Annotated in this window: 21 protein-coding genes; 3 read left to right on the top strand and 18 right to left on the bottom strand. The window is 43.0% G+C overall.

Annotated elements, in window-relative coordinates:
- Positions 1-337: 337 nt before the first annotated feature.
- Positions 338-1612 carry a TerD family protein gene (locus AAEY80_RS07080; RefSeq protein ID WP_101210981.1) on the top strand — a complete coding sequence of 425 codons (1275 nt, stop codon included), beginning with the start codon at positions 338-340 and terminating at the stop codon, positions 1610-1612.
- A 128-nt stretch (positions 1613-1740) separates the two neighbouring features.
- Here AAEY80_RS07080 and AAEY80_RS07075 read toward each other — a convergent pair whose 3' ends face one another.
- From AAEY80_RS07075 to queC, 12 genes are all read right to left on the bottom strand, one after another.
- On the bottom strand, positions 1741-2349 hold the full coding sequence (locus tag AAEY80_RS07075) for a TerD family protein (RefSeq protein ID WP_025650992.1): 609 nt from the start codon (positions 2347-2349) through the stop codon (positions 1741-1743).
- Between the two features lie 189 nt (positions 2350-2538).
- Positions 2539-3291 carry a TIGR00266 family protein gene (locus tag AAEY80_RS07070; RefSeq protein WP_025650993.1) on the bottom strand — a complete coding sequence of 251 codons (753 nt, stop codon included), beginning with the start codon at positions 3289-3291 and terminating at the stop codon, positions 2539-2541.
- A gap of 196 nt (positions 3292-3487) precedes the next feature.
- Entirely contained in the window at positions 3488-4063 is a 576-nt protein-coding gene (locus AAEY80_RS07065) for a TerD family protein (RefSeq protein ID WP_025650995.1), read from the bottom strand.
- 457 nt (positions 4064-4520) lie between these two features.
- Positions 4521-5588 carry a DUF475 domain-containing protein gene (locus AAEY80_RS07060; protein ID WP_101210979.1) on the bottom strand — a complete coding sequence of 356 codons (1068 nt, stop codon included), beginning with the start codon at positions 5586-5588 and terminating at the stop codon, positions 4521-4523.
- 299 nt (positions 5589-5887) lie between these two features.
- On the bottom strand, positions 5888-6463 hold the full coding sequence (locus tag AAEY80_RS07055) for a TerD family protein (protein WP_025650997.1): 576 nt from the start codon (positions 6461-6463) through the stop codon (positions 5888-5890).
- 526 nt (positions 6464-6989) lie between these two features.
- A complete protein-coding gene (gene rlmKL / locus AAEY80_RS07050) occupies positions 6990-9329 on the bottom strand; it encodes a bifunctional 23S rRNA (guanine(2069)-N(7))-methyltransferase RlmK/23S rRNA (guanine(2445)-N(2))-methyltransferase RlmL (RefSeq protein ID WP_201566599.1) in 2340 nt (779 codons plus the stop codon).
- Between the two features lie 684 nt (positions 9330-10013).
- The gene (locus AAEY80_RS07045) at positions 10014-10541 is read right to left on the bottom strand and encodes a peroxiredoxin (protein WP_025650999.1); all 528 of its coding nucleotides are present in this window, start codon (positions 10539-10541) and stop codon (positions 10014-10016) included.
- 253 nt (positions 10542-10794) lie between these two features.
- Complete coding sequence (locus tag AAEY80_RS07040) at positions 10795-11982, bottom strand: mechanosensitive ion channel family protein (protein ID WP_025651000.1); 1188 nt, start codon at positions 11980-11982, stop codon at positions 10795-10797.
- Positions 11983-12098: 116 nt separating this feature from the next.
- Positions 12099-13595: a dihydrolipoyl dehydrogenase gene (locus tag AAEY80_RS07035; RefSeq protein WP_350588103.1), complete on the bottom strand. Its 1497-nt coding sequence runs from the start codon at positions 13593-13595 to the stop codon at positions 12099-12101.
- A gap of 130 nt (positions 13596-13725) precedes the next feature.
- The gene (locus tag AAEY80_RS07030; RefSeq protein WP_350588102.1) at positions 13726-14223 is read right to left on the bottom strand and encodes a peroxiredoxin; all 498 of its coding nucleotides are present in this window, start codon (positions 14221-14223) and stop codon (positions 13726-13728) included.
- 158 nt (positions 14224-14381) lie between these two features.
- Entirely contained in the window at positions 14382-14711 is a 330-nt protein-coding gene (locus tag AAEY80_RS07025) for a hypothetical protein (protein ID WP_025651003.1), read from the bottom strand.
- A gap of 513 nt (positions 14712-15224) precedes the next feature.
- Entirely contained in the window at positions 15225-15941 is a 717-nt protein-coding gene (gene queC, locus AAEY80_RS07020) for a 7-cyano-7-deazaguanine synthase QueC (RefSeq protein ID WP_201566633.1), read from the bottom strand.
- Between the two features lie 487 nt (positions 15942-16428).
- Between queC and ttcA the strand changes: the two genes are divergently transcribed.
- Entirely contained in the window at positions 16429-17532 is a 1104-nt protein-coding gene (ttcA, locus tag AAEY80_RS07015) for a tRNA 2-thiocytidine(32) synthetase TtcA (protein WP_407074178.1), read from the top strand.
- A gap of 125 nt (positions 17533-17657) precedes the next feature.
- On the opposite strand, the gene AAEY80_RS07010 is transcribed toward ttcA, so the two are convergent.
- From AAEY80_RS07010 to ccoN, 6 genes are all read right to left on the bottom strand, one after another.
- Positions 17658-18239 carry a FixH family protein gene (locus AAEY80_RS07010; RefSeq protein ID WP_350588101.1) on the bottom strand — a complete coding sequence of 194 codons (582 nt, stop codon included), beginning with the start codon at positions 18237-18239 and terminating at the stop codon, positions 17658-17660.
- 193 nt (positions 18240-18432) lie between these two features.
- Positions 18433-19842: a cytochrome c oxidase accessory protein CcoG gene (gene ccoG / locus AAEY80_RS07005; protein ID WP_350588100.1), complete on the bottom strand. Its 1410-nt coding sequence runs from the start codon at positions 19840-19842 to the stop codon at positions 18433-18435.
- Between the two features lie 507 nt (positions 19843-20349).
- Positions 20350-21489: a cytochrome-c oxidase, cbb3-type subunit III gene (ccoP, locus tag AAEY80_RS07000; protein WP_025651296.1), complete on the bottom strand. Its 1140-nt coding sequence runs from the start codon at positions 21487-21489 to the stop codon at positions 20350-20352.
- Positions 21486-21668: a CcoQ/FixQ family Cbb3-type cytochrome c oxidase assembly chaperone gene (locus AAEY80_RS06995; RefSeq protein WP_010199605.1), complete on the bottom strand. Its 183-nt coding sequence runs from the start codon at positions 21666-21668 to the stop codon at positions 21486-21488. Before AAEY80_RS06995 ends, ccoP begins: the two co-directional genes overlap by 4 nt.
- Complete coding sequence (gene ccoO / locus AAEY80_RS06990; RefSeq protein ID WP_025651295.1) at positions 21668-22306, bottom strand: cytochrome-c oxidase, cbb3-type subunit II; 639 nt, start codon at positions 22304-22306, stop codon at positions 21668-21670. The genes AAEY80_RS06995 and ccoO overlap by 1 nt, the downstream gene beginning before the upstream one ends.
- Positions 22307-22315: 9 nt before the next feature.
- On the bottom strand, positions 22316-23794 hold the full coding sequence (gene ccoN, locus AAEY80_RS06985; RefSeq protein WP_025651294.1) for a cytochrome-c oxidase, cbb3-type subunit I: 1479 nt from the start codon (positions 23792-23794) through the stop codon (positions 22316-22318).
- An 869-nt stretch (positions 23795-24663) separates the two neighbouring features.
- Here ccoN and AAEY80_RS06980 point away from each other — a divergent pair.
- Positions 24664-25053 (top strand): SCP2 sterol-binding domain-containing protein, encoded by a 390-nt coding sequence (locus AAEY80_RS06980; protein ID WP_025651293.1) that lies wholly within the window; start codon positions 24664-24666, stop codon positions 25051-25053.
- The last annotated feature ends 117 nt before the right edge of the window (positions 25054-25170 follow it).

The following is a 25170-nucleotide window of genomic DNA, read 5'->3' as shown; positions in this document are numbered from 1 at the left end:
TATCTGTTGCCAAAAAAGCCACGCTGCGCCGTCGTTGATAGCAAAGTCTATTATATAGAAATGCTACGCTCTAGGGCGTGTCTGCATTTAAAAAATGGCGATAAAAATGAGATAAGTTGTAGTCAGACAAGGAAAACAGCGCAGATGATATCGAGATATTAGTCAACTATTTGATATTGTTTGGCAAGATTTAGCCATTTTTAATCCATTTAGATGACCATCGATTGAGTTGAGAGCACGCCTTAGTGTGCTGATTAAAAGTCTGGCATTATCCATGCTACTATATAACGATAGTGAACATAAAAAACGCTAATATAATAAATTTAAAGGATATAAGATGAGCCAAACCGAACCACAAAAGCTGATTGCTGGTGCCAATGCGCCACTACCGACTGACAGTATCAGCATCCGAATTTTAAGTCAAAACGCCATCGATTGTGCCGCTTATCGTCTGACTACTGATGGTAAAGTGCGCGGTGATGGCGATATGATATTTTATGGGCAGACGCGTAGTGATGACGGCAATGTCAGCTTCCGAGGTCACGACAGTGATGGGTTTTTCGACATTAATTTAGCAGCGCAACCGGCGAATATTGATAAAATTGCCTTGGCATTTTCTAGTACGCAGACATTGGCGCAAGTTGGCGATGTAGATATCCAAGTATTGCAAGGCAGCCAAGTGCTGATGACTTGTCAGCTTAGTAGTGCTGGGCGTAATGAAAAAGCCATTATTTTAGCAGAATGCTATCGTCGGCAGGGCAGCTGGAAGTTTCGCTTTATTGCCCAAGGTTTTGAAGGTGGCTTAAAGCCTTTGTCCGAACATTTCGGTGTAGAGATTGCCGATGAAGCACCAGCGCAGCCCCCATCTCAAAATAGCAATCAGGCTCAACCTATCAATACTCAACGTCCAATCAATACGCAAAAGGCGGGCAGTGCCACTCAAGCAAGCGCGCCGCCACCGATTCCAGCCAGCCCTTCGATCAACTTGAGCAAAATTACCTTAACCAAAAACCAATCCAGTATCAATCTTAAGAAGCGTGATGACTTTGGCAAAATCTCGGTCAACCTAAACTGGAACCAACGTCCAGATATGGATAAGCAAGCACCGAAAAAAGGTTTGTTGGGTGACCTGTTCAAACAGCATAAAGCGGGCGGTATTGACCTTGACGTCGGGGCAATGATTCATCTAAAAAACGGCGAAAAAACTTTGATTCAAGCCTTGGGCAATCGCTTTGGTAGTTTGCAGTCAGCACCTTACGTCTGTCTGCGTGCTGATGATAGGACAGGACAAGTGAGTGGCGGGGAGTGGCTCGATATCAATGGTCAGCAGTGGTCGCAAATTGAGGAAGTATTTATCTTTGCTTTCATCTACGAAGGTGCGCCGAATTGGGCAAAAACGGATGGGGTAGTGACCATTCATGTGCCCGATCAGTCGCCGATTGAGACGCGTTTAACAGAAGGCACAGGCAACTTGCCAATGTGTGCCATTGCGCGTTTGGTCAACCAACAAGGCAGTATCAATGTTGAACGTATCAATCAATACTTTAAAGGCCATCAAGAAATGGATAAAGCCTTTAATTGGGGCTTTAGCTGGAAACGTGGTAGTAAGTAAGTGCTTGAATAGCATCCATTAATACAAAAAATCAGCCCGTCTATTATTAATAATAGACGGGCTGATTGCTTTTAAGTGTTAACGTTTTAAAGCGTTACAAGTAAAAACTGTTTAGACTTTATAGGCCTTTAAGCATGTGGCGTAATAGCAGGCATCAAGTCATGGAAAGTACGACCTGAAGCGGTTTCGCCAATGGCATGCATTTTCCATTCATTGTTATGACGATAGACTTTTGCCATCACCATCGCTGTATGACTGCCTTGCGCTGATAGGTTATAGCGTGCGACCTCTTGGTTATTATTGGCGTTCACGATACGGCAAAAAGCGTTTTCTACTGTTTCAAACGTTTGACCAGTGAAGCTATTGACGGTAAATACCAGCGAGACGACATCAGCAGGGATTCTTGAAAGATCGACGTTGATAACTTCGTCATCGCCATCACCGTCGCCAGTACGGTTATCGCCAGTGTGGACGATACTGCCATCTTTTGATTTAAGCTGGTTGAACCAAATGGCATCGACTGCTTGTTTATTGGCATCAAACATGATGCACGAAGCGTCTAAATCGATAGAATCGCCGCCGCTGCCACCTCCAAACAACTTGCCTAAGAAGCCCCCTTTTTTCTCTTGCGGTCCTTGTGCTACGTCCCAACCTAAACCCAATTTTACTTGAGTCAGATCGCCACCGGCTTCTTTGCTTAGGGATATCTTTTGTCCCTTTTGTAAACTAACTGCCATGATAAAATCCTTATATCACTCTCAAAAAATACGGTTAGTGGTGTCAAACTTGCTTAGTCTACAAAGCGTAGTACTTGCACTTGTTTTACTTGCTACTCGAATTTTCGTAAATGATATGATAATAATTGTGAGTGGAATACTGCAACGTTCAGTGATATTTTCAGTTGTTCATTTTGGTTAAAAATCGAGCTATAAAATATTATCTAAAAAGCCACCACCGCCACCACGACCTCCGGAGCTACTGCCCAAGATGCTTTGTAGCCAGCCTTGATAGCTGTCACGATTGCGCGAACAGATAATGACTTTACCAGTGCCAGAGAAGTTCAACACCATACCTTCGCCACTGGTGACCGAGTTAATGATGCTGCTCATGATACCTTTCTTCTTGCTGGTTGAGACCGACAGCTTGTACTCAAGATTTGAGTCCCAGCAGACCACATGACCATTATCGATGATGACGTCTTTGTCTGGGGTGACATCAATCTCAAACAACGAGCCAAAGCCAGATACCACGACCTGACCTTGACCTTGCGTCTGCATAACCATAAAGCCACCAGTATCACCAAACACCGCGCCACCGAGGTTACGCTGGATATTGGCTCTGATATCGACACCCGTTTGTGCAGCGACGAAAGCGCCATCGCTCAAGGTATATTGCTGAGCGCCGCAATCGATAATTTGCATATCACCATCGAGCGTCGGTGCTAGCAAACAATCGCCTTCACCGCCCGTCGCCTCAATCTGCTGCTGAAACAGTGATTCGTCATTAGCAAAGCGGCGCATCAATGACTGCATGAGGCCACCTTGCAGCTTACCTTTTAGCTCAAGGTTAGATTCCATCATGACCATGGCATTGGCTTCACAATAGATCGAGTCACCCTTTTTGAGGTTGCAATGTAAAAAAGGCTCAATGGTACCGATTAAGCTAAATGTTGCGGCCATGGGTGCAAATCCTTATTCTAATGCTTTGACATATACTTTGAAATTCGATAGATATTCTTTTGATACGTTGTTTTTCAATTTTAGAGGAGCTATTAAATTTAAAGCCATCAAATGCTTTAAAAAGGCACACTTGATAGCTTATATAGCGGGCAATCAGCTAGCTGACTGCCGCTGTTAACGATCTAAACGATTTAAATTAGACGTTTACGCCATAAGAGGCAGCTAATGGTCCAAGACCACCGCTGAAGCCTTGACCAACGGCGCGGAATTTCCAATCGCCGCTATGACGATACAATTCGCCAAAGATCATTGCTGTTTCAGTGCTACCGTCTTCTGATAGGTCATAACGAGCAATTTCAGTATCGCCATTGTCGTTTACGACACGGATATAAGCTTCGCCTACTTGACCGAAGTTTTGGTTACGGCTTTGACCTTCATAAATGATGGCGCAAATAGCGACTTTGCTGACGTCAGCTGGGATGCTAGCAAGGTTGATTTTGATTTTTTCATCATCGCCATCACCTTCACCAGTGCGGTTATCGCCAGTATGCTCGACCGCGCCATTGTCTGACTTTAGATTGTTAAAAAAGATAAAATCTTGATCGTTACGTACTTTGCCGGCTTCATTGACCAAAAAGCCAATCGCGTCTAAGTCAAACTCTTGACCGTCAGTGGCGCGTGGATCCCAGCCAAGACCGACCGTAATATTGGTTAAACCAGGCGCTTCTTTTGATAAGTTTACGTTGCCGCCTTTCGTTAAGCTAATAGCCATATAGATATCCTTTAGATTAATAATTAAGTGGATTGGGTTTTCGAACAAATGAATTAAAAATTATGCAGTTGTGGTAGTGTTGGTATAAAAGTTAAATGAATATACCTGTATGCCACGTCCTGCATATCATTACGTTTTACTATACTAAGCGAGTGCTCACTAAGCAAGGTCTATTTTGTGCGCTTACTAGATGGTTACTAAGGGACATATCAGTGCTGTAACTCTGATACTTTTTAACAAACTGAGCAACAGTGGTTAAGATATTGTTATCGCAAAGTATTTTACCAATCGCCAGTAATTAACCAAAGAGCAGGGCGATAAGCAGCTAAAATACTTTGTAAAAGTTGCATGCCGTAAATAAAGAATGCTCATAAACGAAAACAGGTTATACCAACTTTTTGGTATAACCTGTCATTAAAACAATATGATGCTTACTACGCTTCAAACTTGCAGTTTATCAGCTAATCGATTTTGCTTCTTGCTTGCGATAATTGAGTGAGGCCACGAACGCCCAACCAATAAAGGCAATACCAATCAGACCAGTGATAATTTCTGGCACATGGAATTTCACTGACAATAGCATGATAATCGCTAAAGCACCGATAGCATAATGCGCGCCATGCTCAAGGTAAACAAACTCATCAAGCGTGCCTTTATCGACTAAGAATATCGTCATCGAACGCACAAACATCGCACCGATTGCTAGACCCAGCATAATAACGATAACGTCATTGGTAATCGCAAATGCGCCAATCACGCCATCGAAACTGAATGAAGCATCAAGAACTTCTAGATATAAGAAGCCGATAATACCGCCTTTCATAATCGCGCTGGTCGCCGCAGCGCCCGAGCCATTTTCTTCATTTTCTAAATCTGCTTCAAGGTCACCTTCAAGCATACCCGAAACCACTTGTACGCCAAGGTATACCAAGATACCCCATACGCCTGCAATCAATACCGCTGCTGACTGCTCAGGGTTAGCAAATGATACCGCAATCATCAACACGATAAGCGCCACAAACACACTCATGGCATCGACTTTACCCAGTTTTGCCAAACGGCTCTCAAGCCAATCAAACCAATGTACTTCTTTATCGTCAAAGATAAAGTTCAAGAACACCAGTAATAAGAAGATACCACCAAATGCTGAGATTTCAGCATGATGCGCCAATAATCTGGCTGAATATTCTTTAGGATCGTTTAACGCTAGGTCGACCACTTGCATAATACCCAAGTCAGCAGTAACCGCAACGATAACGATAGGGAATACCAAGCGCATACCAAATACAGCAACTAAAATACCAACCGTTAAAAATATCTTTTTCCAAAACTCATCCCAGCCTTTGAGGACTGAGGCGTTGACCACCGCATTATCAAATGATAATGAAATCTCCATGACGGCCAAAATAGCAGTAATAGATAGGGTGGTTATCAAGCCGCCCATACCACCATGTGAATATCCCCACCACGCCGCGACCGCTAAGGCAATGGCCGTGAAGATAAAGTCTAAATAAAAATGTCTCATGACACATCCTGTCTGGTTGCGTAAAGCTAAGGTCGGTCTATTATAGACTCAAACCACAAAAAAAGTGGCTATTGCTAACCACTTCTTAGTGCATAATTTTAAACGAAACATAAAGCATTATTGGTCGTTTGGCTATCAATAATTGTGGCTATTTTGCAACTAAAAGTACGTTGTAAAGTTACTCGATAATTCGCCCATAAAATTATTTTGTATAACTGGCTAATAAAGCTGCTTTAAACGCTGGTTTTAGTCTTGCTAATCATCCCAACCATGATGACGATACCAACCTAAATACGGCTTTAGATATCAACGCCGTATTGCTGACACATGGCTTGCAAGCCACCAGAGTAGCCTTGACCAACGGCGCGGAATTTCCACTCACCGTTATGGCGATAGACTTCACCAAATACCATCGCGGTCTCAACAGAGTAATCTTCTGCCAAATCAAAACGTACCACTTCGGTGCCGGTTTCTTCATTAACGACGCGAATAAAAGCGTTGGCTACTTGACCAAAGTTTTGACTGCGAGCCGCTGCATCATGGATAGTGACAGTGACGACGATTTTGTCGACATCAGCAGGTACTTGGGTGAGGTTTACTTTGACGACTTCATCATCACCGTCGCCTTCGCCCGTACGGTTATCACCAGTATGCTCAACCGCGCCATTGTCAGATTTGAGTTGGTTGTAAAAGATAAAGTCATGATCGCCGCGCACTTTGCCTGCGGTGCTAAGCAAAAATACACTGGCATCAAGATCAAACTCAGCACCAGAGGTTGCGCGCTCATCCCAACCAAGACCAATAAGCAACTTGGTTAAATTTGGGTCAGTTTTCGTTAGCGATAAGTTACCGCCTTTATTAAGTGATAAAGCCATGGGGCTGTCCTTGTTATTAGAGTAAATTAAAGTTATTAGAGTAAATTAAACGTTTTTTTTGAAAGTTTGATATTAGGGTTTGTTGAACATTCAAATGTGGTACTGGCAGTGGCTATTTTTTAGACAATACGCAGTGAAATTTTTGACGCCTAGTCATTCTAGGTTAGATAATTTCGCCATGTATTGGCAAAAAATAGCCCTGCCCTGAAAGGCTGATACTGAAATCACCCCAAACGTTGTTGTAAACCTAGCTAAGGTCTCGACATTATCGTCGGTTTACGCCTGATTTGATAAAAGGTTTGGGACGATTTTAGCGATCAGCAGTCCTAATATTTGAATGTTCAACAAACCCTAATTTTATAGAAGTAAAAGCGTTACTAGAGTCAGAATTATCCCGAGACCAACGCTTAATCACGCTCTATCATAACAACAAAAAATGACCCAATCAAAGTAGATTGAGTCATTATTGTTTTTAAATAAAATTTGGTCATTTTACTGAGCGTTAGAAGGGTTGCAAGGCTTTCATTTACCCTTGACGATGACGAATCTCAAAACTTTGATGAATCGGCTTTTTGATATTAAAATCGAAGCCAATGGTTTTTTGTGTGATATCAACGATGTCATAGCGCTCGATTAATTGCTCATCGAGCTCAAAACGGGTAAAGTTGTTTGAGAAATATAAGACGCCATCAGCGGTTAAGCGATTCATCGCGCGATTAATAATAGCAGCATGATCTCGCTGCACATCAAAAGTACCTTGGAACTTTTTCGAGTTTGAAAAGGTCGGTGGATCGATAAAGATAATATCGAATTGCTCGGTATTTTCCTTAATCCACTCAAAGATATCGGCAGCAACGAATTGATATTTATTGCGGCTGACGTCCAAACCGTTGAGCACAAAGTTTTGCTTACCCCAATCGAGATAGTTCTGTGACAAGTCAACGCTGGTGACTTTTTTGGCACCCGCCAATGCCGCATGCACACTTGCCGTACAGGTATAAGCAAATAAATTCAGTACTGATTTATTACGACTGTTGTCTTTAATCCGTGCGCGCATATTACGATGGTCAATAAACAAACCGGTATCGAGATAATCGGTAAAGTTGACGTAGAAATATGCACCATCTTCGCGAGCGACATGAAACTTGCCGCGCCTTTCTGTGGTGTTCTGTTTGCTATATTGATCATTACCAGATTGGCGTGCCCGAGTTTTGATAAAGATTTGTTCGCGGTTAATATCGAACACTTCACGAATACCCATCAAAGCTAGATTAAAGCGTTTTTTGGCGGTCTCGGGTGGTATGGTTTTCGGCGGTGCATATTCTTGCACGTGCGCGTAGTCACCATATAAGTCGATAGCCACTTTAAAATCTGGCAGGTCAGCGTCATAGACACGGATATTACTGACATTGTCTTTTTTAGCCAGTTTTTTTAGCTTGGCAAGATTTTTTTGTAGGCGGTTAATAAAATCTTGACCGTCTTCTACTTCAATCTCACGCTTTTCAAAACGGCTCACAAGATTGCCTGTTTGCCCAGCAATCAACGTGCCATAGCGGAAATAAACGGTAATGGCACCATTATGACAGCGTAAGGTTTTTGGCTCTTTAATCGGCAAGATATCGACTTGCTCGACATGAGAGGCCAATATACCAAGCATCGGATCAATGCCGCTACCGGCAAAGCTGTCTTGCAGAATAAGCCCAATCGCTTGATACAATGGCTTAATCATCTCTTCATCACCCAAACGCTCACCATAAGGTGGGTTGGTGATAATTAGAGGATTGCTCAATCGACCATCATCGACCAACGGCTTTAGCACACTGCTTAGACGGTCAAGTGCGCGTGTTTCGATGTCGAGTAGCGGTAGCAAGTCTTGTAGGCCAGCGGCAATCAGGTTTTTTTCTGTGGCGAGAATCGCGCCACTATCCGCATCATAACCCAAGATTAGTGGTAGGGTATCTGGCTGCTCGTTAGCAATTGCTAAGGCTTCGCGGAAGCGTGTTTGGGCATCATCAATCATCTGTTGCCATAACGCATCATCATGATGCTGCCATTGATAAAAGCCAAATTGATTGGCGGCTTTATCAATACCCACTGCGTAATCACAATGCATGAGTAGTGCTTCAATAATAAAGGTGCCTGAGCCACACATTGGATCGATTAACGCATTATAAAAAGGTGCATCGCCAGCGTCGTTCTTCTTATGCCAACCTGCACTATAGAGCAAAGCTGCTGCCAAGTTTTCTTTGAGGGGCGCTTCAGTCATTGCCACGCGATAACCACGGCGATGCAAGCTAGTACCTGATAAATCTAAATACAATTCGGCTTGCTTGTCATTAACGGTCGCGAAAATAGCAAAATCTGGGTGCTTGCTATCGACGTTAGGGCGGCTGTCATAAACTTCATTAAAGGTATCAGCAATCGCATCTTTGATACGTAGCATGGCAAACTGCTGGCTGACAGCGACGCGTTTGTCGACAGACAGACGAATGGCAAAGGTTTGCTCAAGTTTAAACTGCTCCGTCCAATTGACCGACTTCGCTAAGCCATAAAGCTGCTCTGCCACATCATACTCGGCATTAATATTTCTGCGTTTAATCAGCATCAATACCCGCGATGCCACTCGCGACCACAGACAAATCGTATAGAGATCACGCAATGTACCCGTAACGGTCAGACGGCCGGTACTTTTGATGTCACTTGCAATACCAAAACTCGTCAGCTCAGTCTGTAGCGGTGCCTCAAGCCCATCAGCACAAGTGATAATCAGCTCAAGTGACAACTCTGCTGAGAGCGCTGGTGAAAGTGCTTCTGACAACGCTGGTGAAGATGCGGCGGCAAGGGCTGGCGCGGTTGTTTCGGTCATACGGATACCTGTGGGCTAAATTGATAAATATTGATAAATAAGGCACATCATAAGATAAGATGTTTAACCGTCAATTTTACCATAATTACGCTATGGATGGTTTAAGTGGCTTTGATTAAAAGATGGTGTTTAAAATTTTGGCGTTAAGGCGTTATTAAAATCAGTACTATAGTCAAGGAGTTTTAGAATCGCTATAAGGCGACTGACCGCAGATAGTACATCGAGTACATCTAGGGCGGATAACACCGTAGCGGTTTAAAAGTGCTCTGACTATATCTATAGTGAGTGAAAAGTCATACAGATACATCATGCACTGCTGATATCCATTTTTCTTGCTTGCTGTGCCTGCGCCGACAGAGGCTACAAAAAATTGATATCAGCAATACCGTCGTGTTTTTAGGATATTTTGGCTATAGCGTCAGACTAAAAAAAATGGCTCATTATTGGTTTTTAATCTGAAGCATGTTCTCATTTTGAAAATGGTAATAAATATGAGATAAATTGCAGTCAAATGAGGAAAATAACACCGCTCAGCGATAGAGGTTCTTGTAAAGAACCATAAAAAAACTGCGTAGCCCTTATGTTCAAGGACTACGCAGTTCGACAGTATTCGAGCCTTAGTATTTGAGCCTTTATAGACGCCTGATAATACTATTCAAGAGCCAATGTACTTAAGTGTTGTGATTAAGCATTACTTTTTAAATAATCTAACATGGTGTCTGCATCTGATACTTCAAATGGGTCTATTGGGCAGTTGTCACCAAAATTAGGTTCCTTAAACACTTTTTTGATGGCTTTGTTGTCGACAAGCATCGAATAACGCCATGAGCGCATACCAAAGCCAAGATTACTCTTATCAACAAGCATGCCCATTTTACGAGTGAACTCACCATTACCATCAGGAAGCAAGAAAACATTTTCACGGTTTTGCTTTAGGCCCCATTGATACATGACAAAGGCGTCATTGACAGAAATGCAAACGATTTCATCTACGCCTAACGCCTTAAACTCATCGTAAAGCGCTTCATAACGAGGTAGATGGCTGGTCGAACAGGTTGGCGTAAAGGCACCTGGTAGTGAGAACACGACCACTTTTTTATTGGCAAATAGCTCATCTGTGGTTAAGTCTTGCCATTTAAATGGGTTGTCTCCTTCGATAGATTCATCACGAACACGGGTTTTGAAAGTCACATCAGGTACATGGGTAATCATTATTTACTCCTATTTAGGTTATTGTGTTTTTTTCAAAATTCTGCATATATATGATAATAGTTATAGCAATCCATAAGCAAATCTTTAAGCTGATATTTGCTATATAAGGTATCAAACTATATGAGATTTTTTTAGACCTTACAAGCTACGTTAGCTGCTTTGGCCCTATCCTAGAGAGCTATGTTTGAAGTAGTCTCTGTCGTTTAAGGCTTTTGCACTTACTGTTCTACATTAGGGACATCCCTAATAAACGTTATTTATCATTCTTTTTTAACGATACTGCTTCTGTAACCAATTGGGTAGTGGTAGCAAAAGGTTTGGTCGCGATAGGATAATCCACGTCTTTTGGCATGAGCAGGCGCATATGCGGATAAGGGGTGGATATATTGGCCGCATCAAAGGCACGCTTGATATCTTCTCTTAGACCTTCTTTAATCTTGGGCATACGCGCAACAGCGGCTGGTTTTACCCAAAAACGCACGATAAAAAATACCCCATATTCGCCAATTTCATCGACGGTTGCTGAGGTTTCAGGACGATTAAGCACCATATCATTGCCGGCAAGTACCTGCAAAATCTCTTTGCGGGCGTTATCAATGTCATCTTCAAACGCAATACGCACACGAACATCAAAGCGGATAAAGTTTTTGGAGGTTAGGTTGGTTACCTCAGAGGAGGCGACGTTGGAGTTTGGAATAATGACAGTGATGTTGTCTCGAGTCAAAACGTGAGTAGTACGTAGGGCAATCACCACCACACGACCTTCATTATCGTTGATATTGACCCAGTCGCCTACTTGAAAGGACTGCTCAAGCAAGATCGTAATACCAGCAATAAAGTTGGCGAGCGTCGATTGGGCAGCAAAGCCAACTGCTAAACCAGCGATACCCAAACCTGCCACTAAAGACACAATATCAAAGCCAAACTGCGCCATGACACTGGCAAGCCCCAATACCAACAATAATACCGACAAAATATTTTTAAGCAGCTGCTCAATAGAGGCATTGAGTCCGTAATGCTGTAGGATCTTGTGAATGATTTGTCCAGAAGACGTCCACAGCACGTAATAGATGCCCGCCCAAGTACTGGCCTTAGCCGTGGCTTTGATCGTCTCTGGTTCAAAGCTAATCTGACTCATAATGGCAATCAAGCTGGCAACGATCCAAATATAACGCAAAACTGAGCGTACTATTTTTGACCGGCGTTCATTCAGACGGATTCGGGATTTGCTTTTTTTGACAATATAAATAGCCAACCAATAAAAAAACCCTAATACCGCAAGCAGTATCAGGATTTTAATACCCGTGCTGGTCAGCTCTACCGCTTGCGACGTCCAATCGAATGACTCCTCATCGATTGAGCCGCCGAGAGCAAGGTAAAGGCTAGTATGTAAGTCACGAATGATCTCTTGAAAAAACTCGGTAATACTAGCGATTGCCATTGTGTCGTCCATGCAAAGTGTTTTTAGATGACCTCAAGTCGTGACAATCAATACAACACGACATGAGCGAAGATTGGTACTAAGCATAATGTTTAAAAGCGCTACTGTTTTGGGCATTAAGAAGTGCTTTCTTGAGTGTCCTGAGACTGAAAAGGTATCTTCATTTTGTGTTGGACATCGCGTAGCGCGGTACGCAAACCTTCTAGGATAGTCGGATGATAAAAAGGCGTGTCCAGTAATTGTTTGATACTTAAGTCATTGGTGATAGCAACCGCCAATATATGACCGATATATTCGGCATCGGGACCGACCATGCTCGCACCTAGGATTCTGTCTGTTTTTTTGCAGCCATAGATATGTAGCAGGCCACAGTTGACGCCCATGACTCGGCTGCGTCCTTGATTGTCGAAGCTCACGCTGCCAATCACGTGTTCGAGCTCTTCATCTTCCTCTATTTCGGGGAGAGACTTACCGACGTTGATGATTTGTGGCGAACAAAATACGATAGAGAAGGGTACGGCTGGTGGGCGAATATGAGCATTTTTTACATTGTCGCAGACCATATTGCCCGCACTAAATCCTTCATCACTGGCCACATGCAGCAGTGGAATATGGGCATTGGCATCGCCAACGATAAAGACATTTAAATCACCAATTTGACCGGTCTTTTTACTCAGATTCTTTGGGCGATTTTTGTCATCAAGCTCAACCCCTAGGTTTTCAACGCCTAGCTGCTCAATATTATTACGGCGACCCGTCGCGACCAGTACATATTCACCTTGCCACTGCTGTGTCTCACCTGCGCTGTCTTCATAATCAATAAAGGCGAGTGCTCCTTGACTACCTTCAGCCGCCTGCGTGCCAATATCTTTGATTTTACTGCCCAAATGCATCGTCAGCTCACGGCTTAAACAGTCGATGGCTTTATTGCTAATGTCTGAGTCTTTCAGTCCGGCTACTTTTTTAACACGGTTAAATAGTGTCACCTCTACACCCAAGCGATTAAATGCTTGTGCAAGCTCTAAACCAATAGCACCAGCGCCAACCACCGCCATAGATTTTGGTAAATCTGGTAGCTCAAAAACCGTATCAGACGTCAGTAAAGTGTCGCCCAACTTATCATTCCAACCTTCTGGAATAAAAGGAGAGCTGCCAGTAGCCACGATGATTTTATCTGCTTCAATCACCTCGTCATTGACCTCAATGAGACCTTGCTCATTGATATGAGCGCGACCCGCTATTTTTTTGTGGTCAGGCCAGCTATCGACTTGTTTTTCAATATAGCTTTCAAAATGACTGCGTTCAGTGCGGACGCGTTCCATGACTTGTTTGCCATTTATCTGAGCGCTGCCATGAATCCCAAATTCCGCAGAGTGATTGGCATCATGAGCGCGGTCGGCTGCGGCAATGAGCAGTTTGCTGGGCATACAACCGACCGCAATACAGGTGGTCGTCCAAAAGCCATCATTAATAATGACGATATCATCTTTGGTTTTACTGGCTTGGCGAAAGGCATTCTGTCCTGCTGTCCCTGCGCCAATGACGGCAACCGATACCTTGCGCGTGACTTGATGGTATGTACTAGCGGCAGTGCTGTCTGACTGGTTATTCATATTATTCTCAAATAGTTATATTTTATATGATGTGAGTGACTGATAAGATGTTGGCTTTTAATCGTTTGTGCTTAGCGTCTCAATAAGCGCTATTCTATGACGATGTTAGTGCCAATAACCATAATAAAAGTTATGGCGCTAACATCGTCAGTAAGCGCTCGGTATAGTCTTTAGCACGTAGATTACGCTGCGCATGAGTAAGATTGCCGTCTTTGTCAAATACGAAGGCCGAGCGTACCAGACCTAACGTAATCTTACCGTACATGTTCTTTTCTTTAATGACGTCAAAGTACTGGCATAGCTCTTCGTCGTTATCACTGATCAGTGGAATCTGTAAATCATATTTTGCGATAAATTTTTCATGAGATTCGGCACTATCGCGGGACACCCCAACGATATCATAGCCTAAGCCATCAAAATCATTAATGTGCGCTGTGAACTCTGTCGCTTGTGTGGTGCAACCTGGAGTATTGTCTTTTGGATAAAAATAAAGAATCAGTCCTTTGTTAGTATGCGCAACCAAGTCTTTTAAGCTAATATCGTCATGAATAAAATGACCATCTAGCTCACGTACCATCGTCACTGGAAAGTCGGGCAGGGCAATAGTCTCTGTGGTTGGCTTAGCCATGGTAAAATCCTTAGTTGTTTTATGGTTTTTTTAGATTATGGTGGTCTTATTATAGGCAGATTAGCAGAAATAAATACTCAGTTTTACACTTCACTTATTCATTCGCAACAAAAAAGACTGGTCATTGCCAGTCTTTTTTGTATTAACCCATTTATTGCTTATGCAGGTTTTTGTGGTTGCTTTAAGTCTAGGCCAACAGTGCATTGCTGCAAGTCTTTTTGCATTTTCTTTACATAGGGTAGGCCTGACGGGTCTTTTTTGTCTTGGGCATAGCTCTCAATTTCCCACATTTGACCGATTGTCATGTTGCTACGGACATCAATAGTGCAATTGCATAGCTTGGTCGCGTTGCTCTTGTCAGCGACTTTATACTTGACGGCACCGCTCACGCAAGTATTGATATTGTTTTGCTTAATATCGATAGCATTGGCTTGTGGCATGGCAAACAGCGCAGCGAGGGCTAGGGGTAATACGGGCAATAACTTCATAAATATCCTCTCAAAGGTGGCGGCAATTTTGTAGATTTTTACGCAGAGCAAAATAAAATGACGGTAGATAAAAAATGGAGATAAATAGCACTTTTTCTCTACCATTTGTCTATTTAATGACAAATATAATCGTTCATACCATAGCAAGTATCACAATTAAAATACAACGGCGGCGTGCTGTGTTAATGCAAGCGAATGTTTCGCTAATGTTTAGTCATAGCGTCCGCTGCTATAGTCGAGGCAATTTTAAGTCAGTACAAAGCAACTGAGCACAGATATGACAATAGTAAATCATGCGAGGTTATCACCGTACCAATTTACAAATGCTTTGGTTGTATATAGTCGATACTAAATAGAGTAGAGACACAACATGAAGGTGCGTGACTGTTACAAATTTTTCTTGCTTGCTGTGCCTACGCAGACAGAGGCGGCAAAAAATTTATATCAGTCACGCTGTATCTTTTTTATATTGACCTGCTATAACCCATATAACCCATATAACCAATCCAAGCGCTAAGATTGATAATGGGTGGGATCAGCGACACCTGCTTTGGCAAACCCTTGACGACGTAAGGTGCAGCTGTCGCAAACGCCGCAGGCAAGACCGTTGGCATCGGCTTGGTAGCAAGAAATCGTCTGGCCATAATCGACACCCAATGACAGCCCAAGCTCAATGGTCTTCGCTTTGGATAACTGCTGCAATGGCGTCTGAATGGTTAGATGATGACCAGTCACACCCGCTTTAGTCGCTAGATTCGCCATGTGCTCAAAAGCGGCGATGTATTCAGGGCGACAATCTGGATAGCCAGAATAGTCGACTGAGCTGACGCCAATGACGATATGGTTGGCATCGATGACTTCAGCGACGGCTAGGGCATAAGATAAGAATATGGTATTGCGTGCAGGCACATAAGTGTTTGGAATGGCATCGTTATCAATCTCATCGCGTTTCTTATTAGGGAACTTCTCTGCATCTCCGTCAGGAACGATCATGCTGTGATCGGTCAATGATGAGCCGCCCAACTGAGCGATATCAATATCGATAACACGATGATTGACCGCGGCTGTTTCTGCGATACTTTTTGCGGCGACAAGCTCACTATTGTGACGCTGACCATAGTTGAAGCTGACCGCAGTAACCGACGCATAACGCGCCTTGGCCCAATATAAGCAAGTCACTGAATCGAGACCACCAGACAGTAGCACAACAGCATTTTGGCTTTTATGCAGTGTTGTTAAGCGCTCATCGGCTGTTTGATTTTGGGCGTTGGCTGGTGTGGTAGCGTTAGTCATAGTGTTGTCTATTATTGATTGGCGAAAAACGGCTATTTTAGCAAAAATACGGCTATTACAGAACCATAAAGGCGATAAGATTTTGTTCCTCGCATCGATTTTCACTACATTCTATGATTGTTTGCCCACAACGATAGCATTTATGCTAATAATTTAGCCTCATCTTTTCAATACCTTAGTGATTTTTGTTATAATCGCTGCGGCTTTTAGCGTCTCACTCGTGTGTCACTATTAATATTGAGACGCCTTCTGTTTTATAGCTTGCTTTATAGTCACATCATTATAGTCACATCATCCTTGCAAAGATATTGAGTAATTTATGACCGCAGCGACCTTGTTTACACCAACATTCCCTCCTCAATTTAACGAGTTGTCTACCAATGCTGACTTCGATAATCATTCTTTAGAGACTGATAGACATAGTATGGAATACGATGAGGTGAACGACGAGCTCAATGATGCTATGGACGTGGCAGCTGATAGTGAGCATGCTGGTGTTGACTATGGCAGTGCTGAGCAATTGGCTGACGAACAAGCACTGACAGAAACAGCGATATTTCGCAAACTACAAAAAAAGCTGCGCCGCCAAGTATCTTGGGCGATTCGTGACTTCAATATGATTGAAGATGGCGATGTGGTGATGGTTTGCGTGTCAGGTGGTAAGGACAGTTATACATTGCTTGATATTTTATTGCTGCTAAAACGTATTGCGCCGATCAACTTTGATATCGTCGCGGTCAACCTTGATCAAAAGCAGCCCGGTTATCCTGAGGATATTTTGCCAGCGTATCTGAACGAGCAGGGCATTGCTCATTATATTTTAGAAAAAGATACTTATAGTATCGTCAAAAGCGTGGTGCCAGAAGGCAAGACTTATTGCTCAGCATGTTCGCGTTTGCGTCGTGGCTCGTTATACGGTTTTGCCAAGCAGATTGGCGCGACCAAAATTGCCCTTGGTCATCACCGTGACGACATGCTCACGACTTTCTTTTTGAACTTATTTCATGGCGGCGCGCTAAAATCGATGCCGCCAAAATTGCTCAGCGACGACAAGCAAAACATGCTCATTCGCCCTTTGGCATACGTTGAAGAAAAAGACATCATTGAATACGCACGCCTCAAAGCGTTTCCGATTATCCCGTGCAACTTATGTGGTAGCCAGACCAATCTACAGCGCGCTATTATTAATGACATGCTACGCGAATGGGATAATGCTCATCCGCAGCGTTTGGCCTCTATCTTTAAGGCCATGCAAAACGTTGCTCCTTCACAATTAGCAGACCGTGAGTTATTCGATTTTGAACACTTAAGTCTCGACCGTGATAACGATGAGCGTTTATTTGAAGGCGACAATATTCAAGCCGGGCAGACAGATAGTTTGGCTGAGATTGGTTTACCTGTATCGCCAAGGACGCAAACGTTCAATCCTAAGTTCGCTAGTGACAAGCCTTATTCTACAGAGACGGATAAAGCCGCGCAAAACGAGCGCAAAGCGCAGAAAATTCCAACGATTAACCCAGTGATTTAGTAGTTTATAAGTTAGTACGAGATTAAATAGTACCTATTAATTAGTAGAATACTAAATAGCTCAAAAAAACCAGCCGATCTCTGACGAGTGGCTGGTTTTTTTATGTCTGGATGCTATTAACAGCATTAACTTTTAGCAAAAACTGGTAGCGGGTCAAAACTAACCTCTGAACGTGGTAATTTCGCCACATCTTGCATACGCCAATCGTCTTTGCCTTCATTACTCACTTGCAAATAATACTTGGCTTTTACCGGATCAATATCTGCTTTGGCAGTGTATTTATTGCCTTCTTGATGCTGTAGCACCACATCACGATCTTTTTTAATGTCGGTGGCATGCGAAATCGATAAATCCAAGGTATCTGGATAAGTAATTGGTGTGCCATTAAGCAACTTACCTGACTGCAGGCTCTGTTCAGGATAATTTAAATAAAACACAATATTGCCATTATCGGCAAATTGCATTTGTCCATGCAAGTCTAAATCATACGTGAGCTTGTCACGAGAGACATCATGATAGAGCGTTTTGCCATCCATATACCAGTCGTCACGTACCACGCTATCACGGATCTGGTAAGAGTAATAAACAAACCAAATACAAGCGATCACGACCGCAGCAGGCATGCCAATCACAAAGATAACGACCATGTAATTCTTGTACCATGGCTGAGTATCTTGATGTTTAAAGTTCGGTGCTGGAGTAGACATAAAATACCTATGCATCAGATACGCAATCAATAGATAGCTGTTCATTAGACATCTACAAATGGTATCAACGGATAATTTGGCGGCTAAGCGCTACCAGTTTAATGGTAAAACATTTATTCGATAGTCTTTGACTCTCAAAGTCGCTGACTACCGAATGACATAAAGGAAACTAAATAATCAGTTCAGTGATGAATTACTGACCTTGAGTCGTAAAGACGTTTTGCTTACTGACATTGTACTTACCGTCTTCACTGGTCACATTTAACGTCACTGGCGTTTGACCAAATTCAATCACATCAGGATCACCATAAATACTGACAGGCATATCGAAGCTTTCGCCTGCTTCTAAGGGTACATCGTTGAAGCGCAGCTCTAAACTCAGACCCTCTTGCGGGGCGAGCGTTATTTTATAACTGTGAGGCTCTTGGGTTTTGTTGGTTAGCTTGACGATATAGCTGTTTTCGATCATGCCTTGGGTATTGATAGATGATAACTGGTTACGATCACGACGTATATCAATCTCTAGCGGCACGCGATCGGTTAACGCATATATCACACCGCCACATAGTACGGCTAATAATGTCAAATAAGCAAATAGTCGTGGGCGCAGTACGCGGCTTGGCTCTTTTTCTGCTAGCTGACGTTCGGTCGTATAACGAATCAGGCCACGCGGATAGCCGACCTTGTCCATCACTTCGTTACAGGCATCGATACAAGCCGCACACTGAATACAGCCGACTTGCAGGCCATCACGAATATCGATACCAGTAGGGCAGACCTGCACACACATGGTGCATTCAATGCAGTCGCCTAAGTGCTCTGGGTTTGTGCCTTTTTTACGGGCACCGCGCGGCTCACCGCGTTCATAATCATAAGATACGATTAATGTGTCTTTATCAAACATCACACTTTGAAAGCGGCCATAGGGACAAATCTGTACACACATCTGCTCACGCATATAGCCTGCATTGGCATAAGTAGCAAAGGTAAAGATAAACATTGAGACCCATACCCACGTTGGCCAGTCAGGGAAAGGAATCATTCCTATTGACTGCCAGCTATGATATAGAGAATCTGTCCCAGCTACATAACTAACAAAGGTCGCTGCTGTAATCACAGAAAGCAAAAACCAAATTGAATAGACGACAGTGCGTTTGAAGACTTTGCTCGCACTCATCGGCGATTTATCAAACTTCATACGCTTATTGCGATCGCCAATTACCCATTTTTCAACATATTGGTATAGATGGGTCCATATCGTTTGAGGACAGGCGTAACCACACCAAACGCGTCCTGCATATACCGTCACCATAAACAGCGTAAACGCGGCAATAATGGCAAATGCTGCAATAAAATAAAAATCTTGGGTCAAAAACGTCATGCCAAAAATATAGTAATGCTGCGAGGGCACATCAAACCATATTGCTTGTCTATCATTATAGCGCAGCCACGGCAGTAACAAAAACAGCGCCAAAAAGGCATACATACTAACGACGCGGATATTTTGATAAAAACCTGTGACAAACCTCGGGTGCACGCGTTGCTTGGTCGCATCAAGATCGACCTGCTGTACGGGGATTTTATTAGATTGTTGTGCTGACATAAACGTGCCTCTTTAAAAAAAGAATCAGTCTGCTGGCATGATGAACAAACACCTATAATAAAAAGATGTTGGAATGTGCGATGTTATCAATGTCAGTAAGTAGCTGAGTAGGATAATCACTGTAAAAAACAGCGAACCCTGCTACCAAATGAGCGATTGTAAATAGCCAATTACGATTGAACCACTCATACTAAAAATAGCGACAGATAAGTGGTGTTTAAGTTTTGCTATTTTAACATTCTCCCTACTATAAATGGGGTGATAATGTTAAAACACAATCATTATATAAGAATAATAAATGTCATGTAGTGATATAAAATAAACTGGTCGGCATAGAGGTGCAAGTGCAAGTCATTGGCCAAATAAAGCGAATATCATGACAAGGATAATGAGGTCATTAACTCAACACCTTTAGCACAACAGCCAAACAAAAGGGAGAACTGCAATAACAGTCCTCCCTTTTTTCTATCTTATCCATTTATCGTATCAAGAATGACTAAATCAATCTTAGTTAACAGTAGCTGCTGCTTCGTTCGGCGCAGTAGCAGTAACTGGTAGCGCTTGAGCGGCTTTAGCGGGCTTGTCTGATAAAGAGTAAATATAAGCAGCAAGTAGCATGATACGCTCATTACCTAGCTTGGTTTCCCACTGCGGCATAACACCAGCACGACCATAACGTAGTGTATTTCGTACCGTTTCGCGATCGCCGCCATACAGCCAGATATTATCAGTCAAGTTAGGTGCACCTGCTGAGATCATTCCTTTACCATCTTTATCATGGCACAAGGCACAATTTTGCTGAAAGATTGCACTGCCTTGAGCGACCAAAGTTTGATCGAGCTTGCCGTTATCTTTGCTACCGTTGTTAGCAGATAGTGATAGTACATACTCTGACGCTGCACGCACGCCATCTTCACCGATCTGATCGCGCCATGCTGGCATACCACCAACGCGGCCATTGTGTAGCGTCGTCAAGATGTTTTGTGCTTCACCACCGTACAGCCAGTCGTTATCAGTCAAGTTCGGATAACCCGTTGCACCTTTCGCATTAGAACCATGGCATACCGAGCAGTTCTGTAAGAACAAACGGCTACCAACTTTCAACGCATTTGGGTTTTCAGAGAGCTTTTCAACATAAGGCGCAAGCTCTGCAATTTTTCCATCGATCTGCGTTTGCAAATCTGCAGGTGGTGTTTCACTACGGCGCATTGTTGCTTGCAAATCATTGAGTGTACCTAGCGTTTGAGCAGCTCCGGCAGCGTTTGCTTTAACCAAAATACTTTTTTCAAAGTTATCCGTAAATACTTTGTTGTTCTGTTCAAGTTCACTGTTTAGCTCATTGTGCGAGGTCCAAGGTACCGTTTCGCCATCGACTTCTACTGTGGTAATACCGTCCCAATGCTTAGGGAACATGGCTGGGAAAAACACCCAGTAAGCGATGCCCCAGACGATTGAGCCAAAAAATATCACTAACCACCACTTGGGCAGGGGTTTGTCGTATTCTCGGATGCCATCGTATTCATGGCCTGTTGTACCGTCTTCTTCTACTTCTGGCTTGTACTTTAGAACCATCAAAAGGACGCCAAGAATAAATAGCCAACAAGCAAAACTAAATACAGTGATCCAAGAACTCCAAAAAAATGTCATCGTTTATCCTTATTGCGCTGCTCTTCAGACAGAGACTTTATATCCTCGTCATCAAGCGCAAGTTGTGCATCTTCTTCGAAGCGTTTTTTGTTTTTTGGCGAATACGCCCACCATGCAACGCCTACAAAGGCAACAAAGGCAGAAACGGTCGCAATTGTTTGTAATTCACCAATACCCATTAGCGCTGTCCTTCCATTGCAGTACCCAACTGTTGGAGATAGGCGACCAAAGCATCAAGCTCAGTGGCACCAAGCACCGCATCAGGAGCACCTTCGATATCTTCTTCAGTGTAAGGTACACCAAAGCGATCACGGAATAGACGCATCTTAGTTTGAACGTTTGTACCATTCACCTCATTGGTCGCAAGCCACGGGAAACCAGGCATCACAGACTCAGGAACTAATGAACGTGGCGCAATAAGATGCTGCTTTTGCCAGTCTTCTGAATAGCGTCCACCAACACGTGCTAGATCTGGTCCAGTACGTTTTGAGCCCCATAAGAATGGGTGATCCCACGTAGATTCAGCAGCGCGTGAATAAGGTCCATAACGTTCAACCTCAGCACGTAGTGGGCGAACCATCTGCGTGTGACAAACGTGACAACCTTCACGAATATAAATATCACGACCTTCGAATTCAAGCGCAGTCCATGGCTCCATAGCAGGTAGCGGCGCGTTCACACCACCGTCTTCTGGACCCTTGTTATCATAAATCAGCGGTACGATTTCAACGAGTGTTGCAAAACTAATCGCAATAACGATACCGATGACCAACAGGCCTGTATTTTTTTCAATAATTTCATGCGGTGTACCAGCCATGATCGCTCCTTATACGTTAGCTGTCGAGGTATCGACACTAGGTTCATGATCCGTTGGATCAGCGACATCTACAGGCTTACCTTCTGGCATCTTGAGTGTTTTATAGCAGTTATAAGCCATCACAAACATACCTGACACATACAAGAATCCACCAAAAGCACGCCCGATATATGGGAAATGCGAGAACTCAACTGTATCAACGAAGCTGTATACCAAAGTACCATCTGGATTAGTAGCCAACCACATCATGCCTTGACCAATACCTGAGATCCACATTGATACGATGTAAAAGATAGTACCTGCAGTCGCTAGCCAGAAATGGGTGGTGATTAAGCTGATAGAGTACATTTTTGGTTTGTTATAAATACGTGGTAATAGTACATATAGCGAACCAATGGTAATCATACCTACCCAACCAAGCGCGCCTGAGTGTACGTGACCGACTGTCCAATCCGTATTATGCGATAGCGCATTAACGGTTTTAATAGACATCATTGGGCCTTCGAACGTCGACATTGCGTAGAATGACAATGCTACGATCATAAAGCGAATGATTGGATCGGTACGTAACTTATCCCAACTACCAGATAGCGTCAATACACCGTTAATCATACCACCCCAAGAGGGTGCAAATAAGATGATTGAGAATACCATTGCTAATGACTGCGTCCAATCAGGAAGCGCTGAATAATGCAAATGGTGACCACCAGCCCACATATAAGATGCAATCAATGCCCAAAAGTGAACGATAGACAAACGATACGAATAAATAGGACGACCAATCTGTACTGGAACGAAGTAATACATCATCCCAAGGAAGGCTGCCGTCAAGTAAAAACCTACCGCGTTATGTCCGTACCACCATTGCACCATCGCATCAGTTGCACCGCCAAATAGCGAATAAGATTTGAACGCGCTAACCGGAATCGCCATGCTGTTTACGATATGTAGTAATGCAATCGTAATAATAAAAGCGGCAAAGAACCAGTTGGCCACATAAATATGTGAGGTTTTGCGTTTGATGAGTGTCCCGAAGAAAACAATGGCATAAGATATCCATACCAGAGCAATCAAAATATCGATTGGCCACTCAAGCTCAGCGTATTCCTTAGTCGAGGTCAAGCCTAGAGGAAGGGTGATAACGGCAGAGACGATAACCGCTTGCCAACCCCAAAAGGTAAACCAAGCCAAATAAGGGGCAAATAGCCTTGTCTTACAGGTGCGCTGAACAATATAGTAAGACGTTGCGAACAGGGCAGAGCCACCGAAAGCAAAAATCACTGCATTGGTATGTAGCGGTCTTAAACGACTAAATGTCAGCCATGGGATGTCAAAGTTAAGCGCTGGCCATGCCAACTGTGAAGCAATGAACACGCCAAGGCTCATGCCGACGATGCCCCATACCACGGCCATTATCGTAAAAAATCTTACGATGGTAATTTCATACTCACGGTCAACTGGGGCGACTGCTGTGTTTTGTAAACTCATTGGATGATTCCTTTACAGCCCGAATTATCAACAGAATTAACTAACTCTCCGCATTATCTGCAGCAACCATACTGGTGCAGGCAGATAGTCATCGCGGTACATGCTGTCTCTTGACTCAATTATTATCTTAAGGTTATTAACTATCAAGCTAAGCTTCCACTCAGTATCAGTTGATGCAAAGAGGAAGAGGGTAGCGCTAGGAACATGCAGCGCTTACAGCCAGTTGATAGTAGGATTGTTAATAACTCGTTAAGGTAAATAAGGAGTGACACCGTATAGAAGCATCAAACATCTAGTGATATTAAGGATTTATCTTAATTATTACTGAAAACAACAGCAATAACGAAGATAGACACTGATATCCATCTGGTCGTAAAACAGCATGGACCATTGATGTATGCTAGCGGTGGCTGACAAAAAAACAGGTTAACGTAATGTTTAGTTAAAACTCCCGACTCTGTTTAAGGGTATTGTAACGCAATCCTAATTAAATATCATCAGAACTATGCGGCAAAATACAAACTCTTTGGTAAAAATCTGCGTAGGCAACTTATTATTGCTACGCTATCAGCCTATTTTATACCCAATTTTAAGACTATTCTAGAGGGCAGAATCCTATGAATCATAGGGTATAAGTACAAAATATAGAGAAGTTTTTGTAACAATGGCAACATTAGCCTTATAAATAGGTTTTACTTATCGGTAAATCGCCCCTTATAATGAGATTGAAAAGTATCGACAGTAGTTTCCTACGCATTGTTATAATAACGATGACACAATAACGATTTTAATCATTTGAATACGATTGGGCGGCAGTAAGCAGTAATTGATACGGTTAGCCTAGCACCCTATTCATTAAGGACAATAATATGGCAGTTTTTTTGACAGATGCATGGTTTGATGACGTTGAGAAGTTAGGTAGCGAAGCTGGTGAGCTAAATTTGCCACCCGCGCTGGCTAATATGGTTATCAACCTAAAAGTGTCTGACACCGATGGAGATATCGAAGCCAACTTTGCTGATGGCCTATTGCATCGCGGCTTAAATGATAATGCGACCACCACATTATTGCTTGACCGTAGTATCTTGCAATCAATCATTACCGACTTTGATACCAACGAAATCATGGGCGCATTTATGAGTGGTAAAATTCGCGTTGAAGGCGATATGTCACAATTGATGGCGGTACAAACGGCACGTCCAAGTGCTGAGCAAAAAGAATTGTACAAACGTGTCAAATCTATGACGACGATGGCTTAACGGCTTAAGTCTATATCTTTCACTTTTTCAATTGATTTTTTTTATCGATATTGTCTAAGCAAAGCACAAAAAAGCTCCTAATTTTATATTAGGAGCTTTTTTACGAATGATAATATG

The organism is Psychrobacter sp. 78a-MNA-CIBAN-0178 (assembly GCF_040309625.1).
GTDB lineage: Bacteria > Pseudomonadota > Gammaproteobacteria > Pseudomonadales > Moraxellaceae > Psychrobacter > Psychrobacter okhotskensis.
The sequence above is the reverse complement of the archived record's forward strand: the minus strand, read 5'-3'. Positions and strand labels throughout refer to the sequence as shown.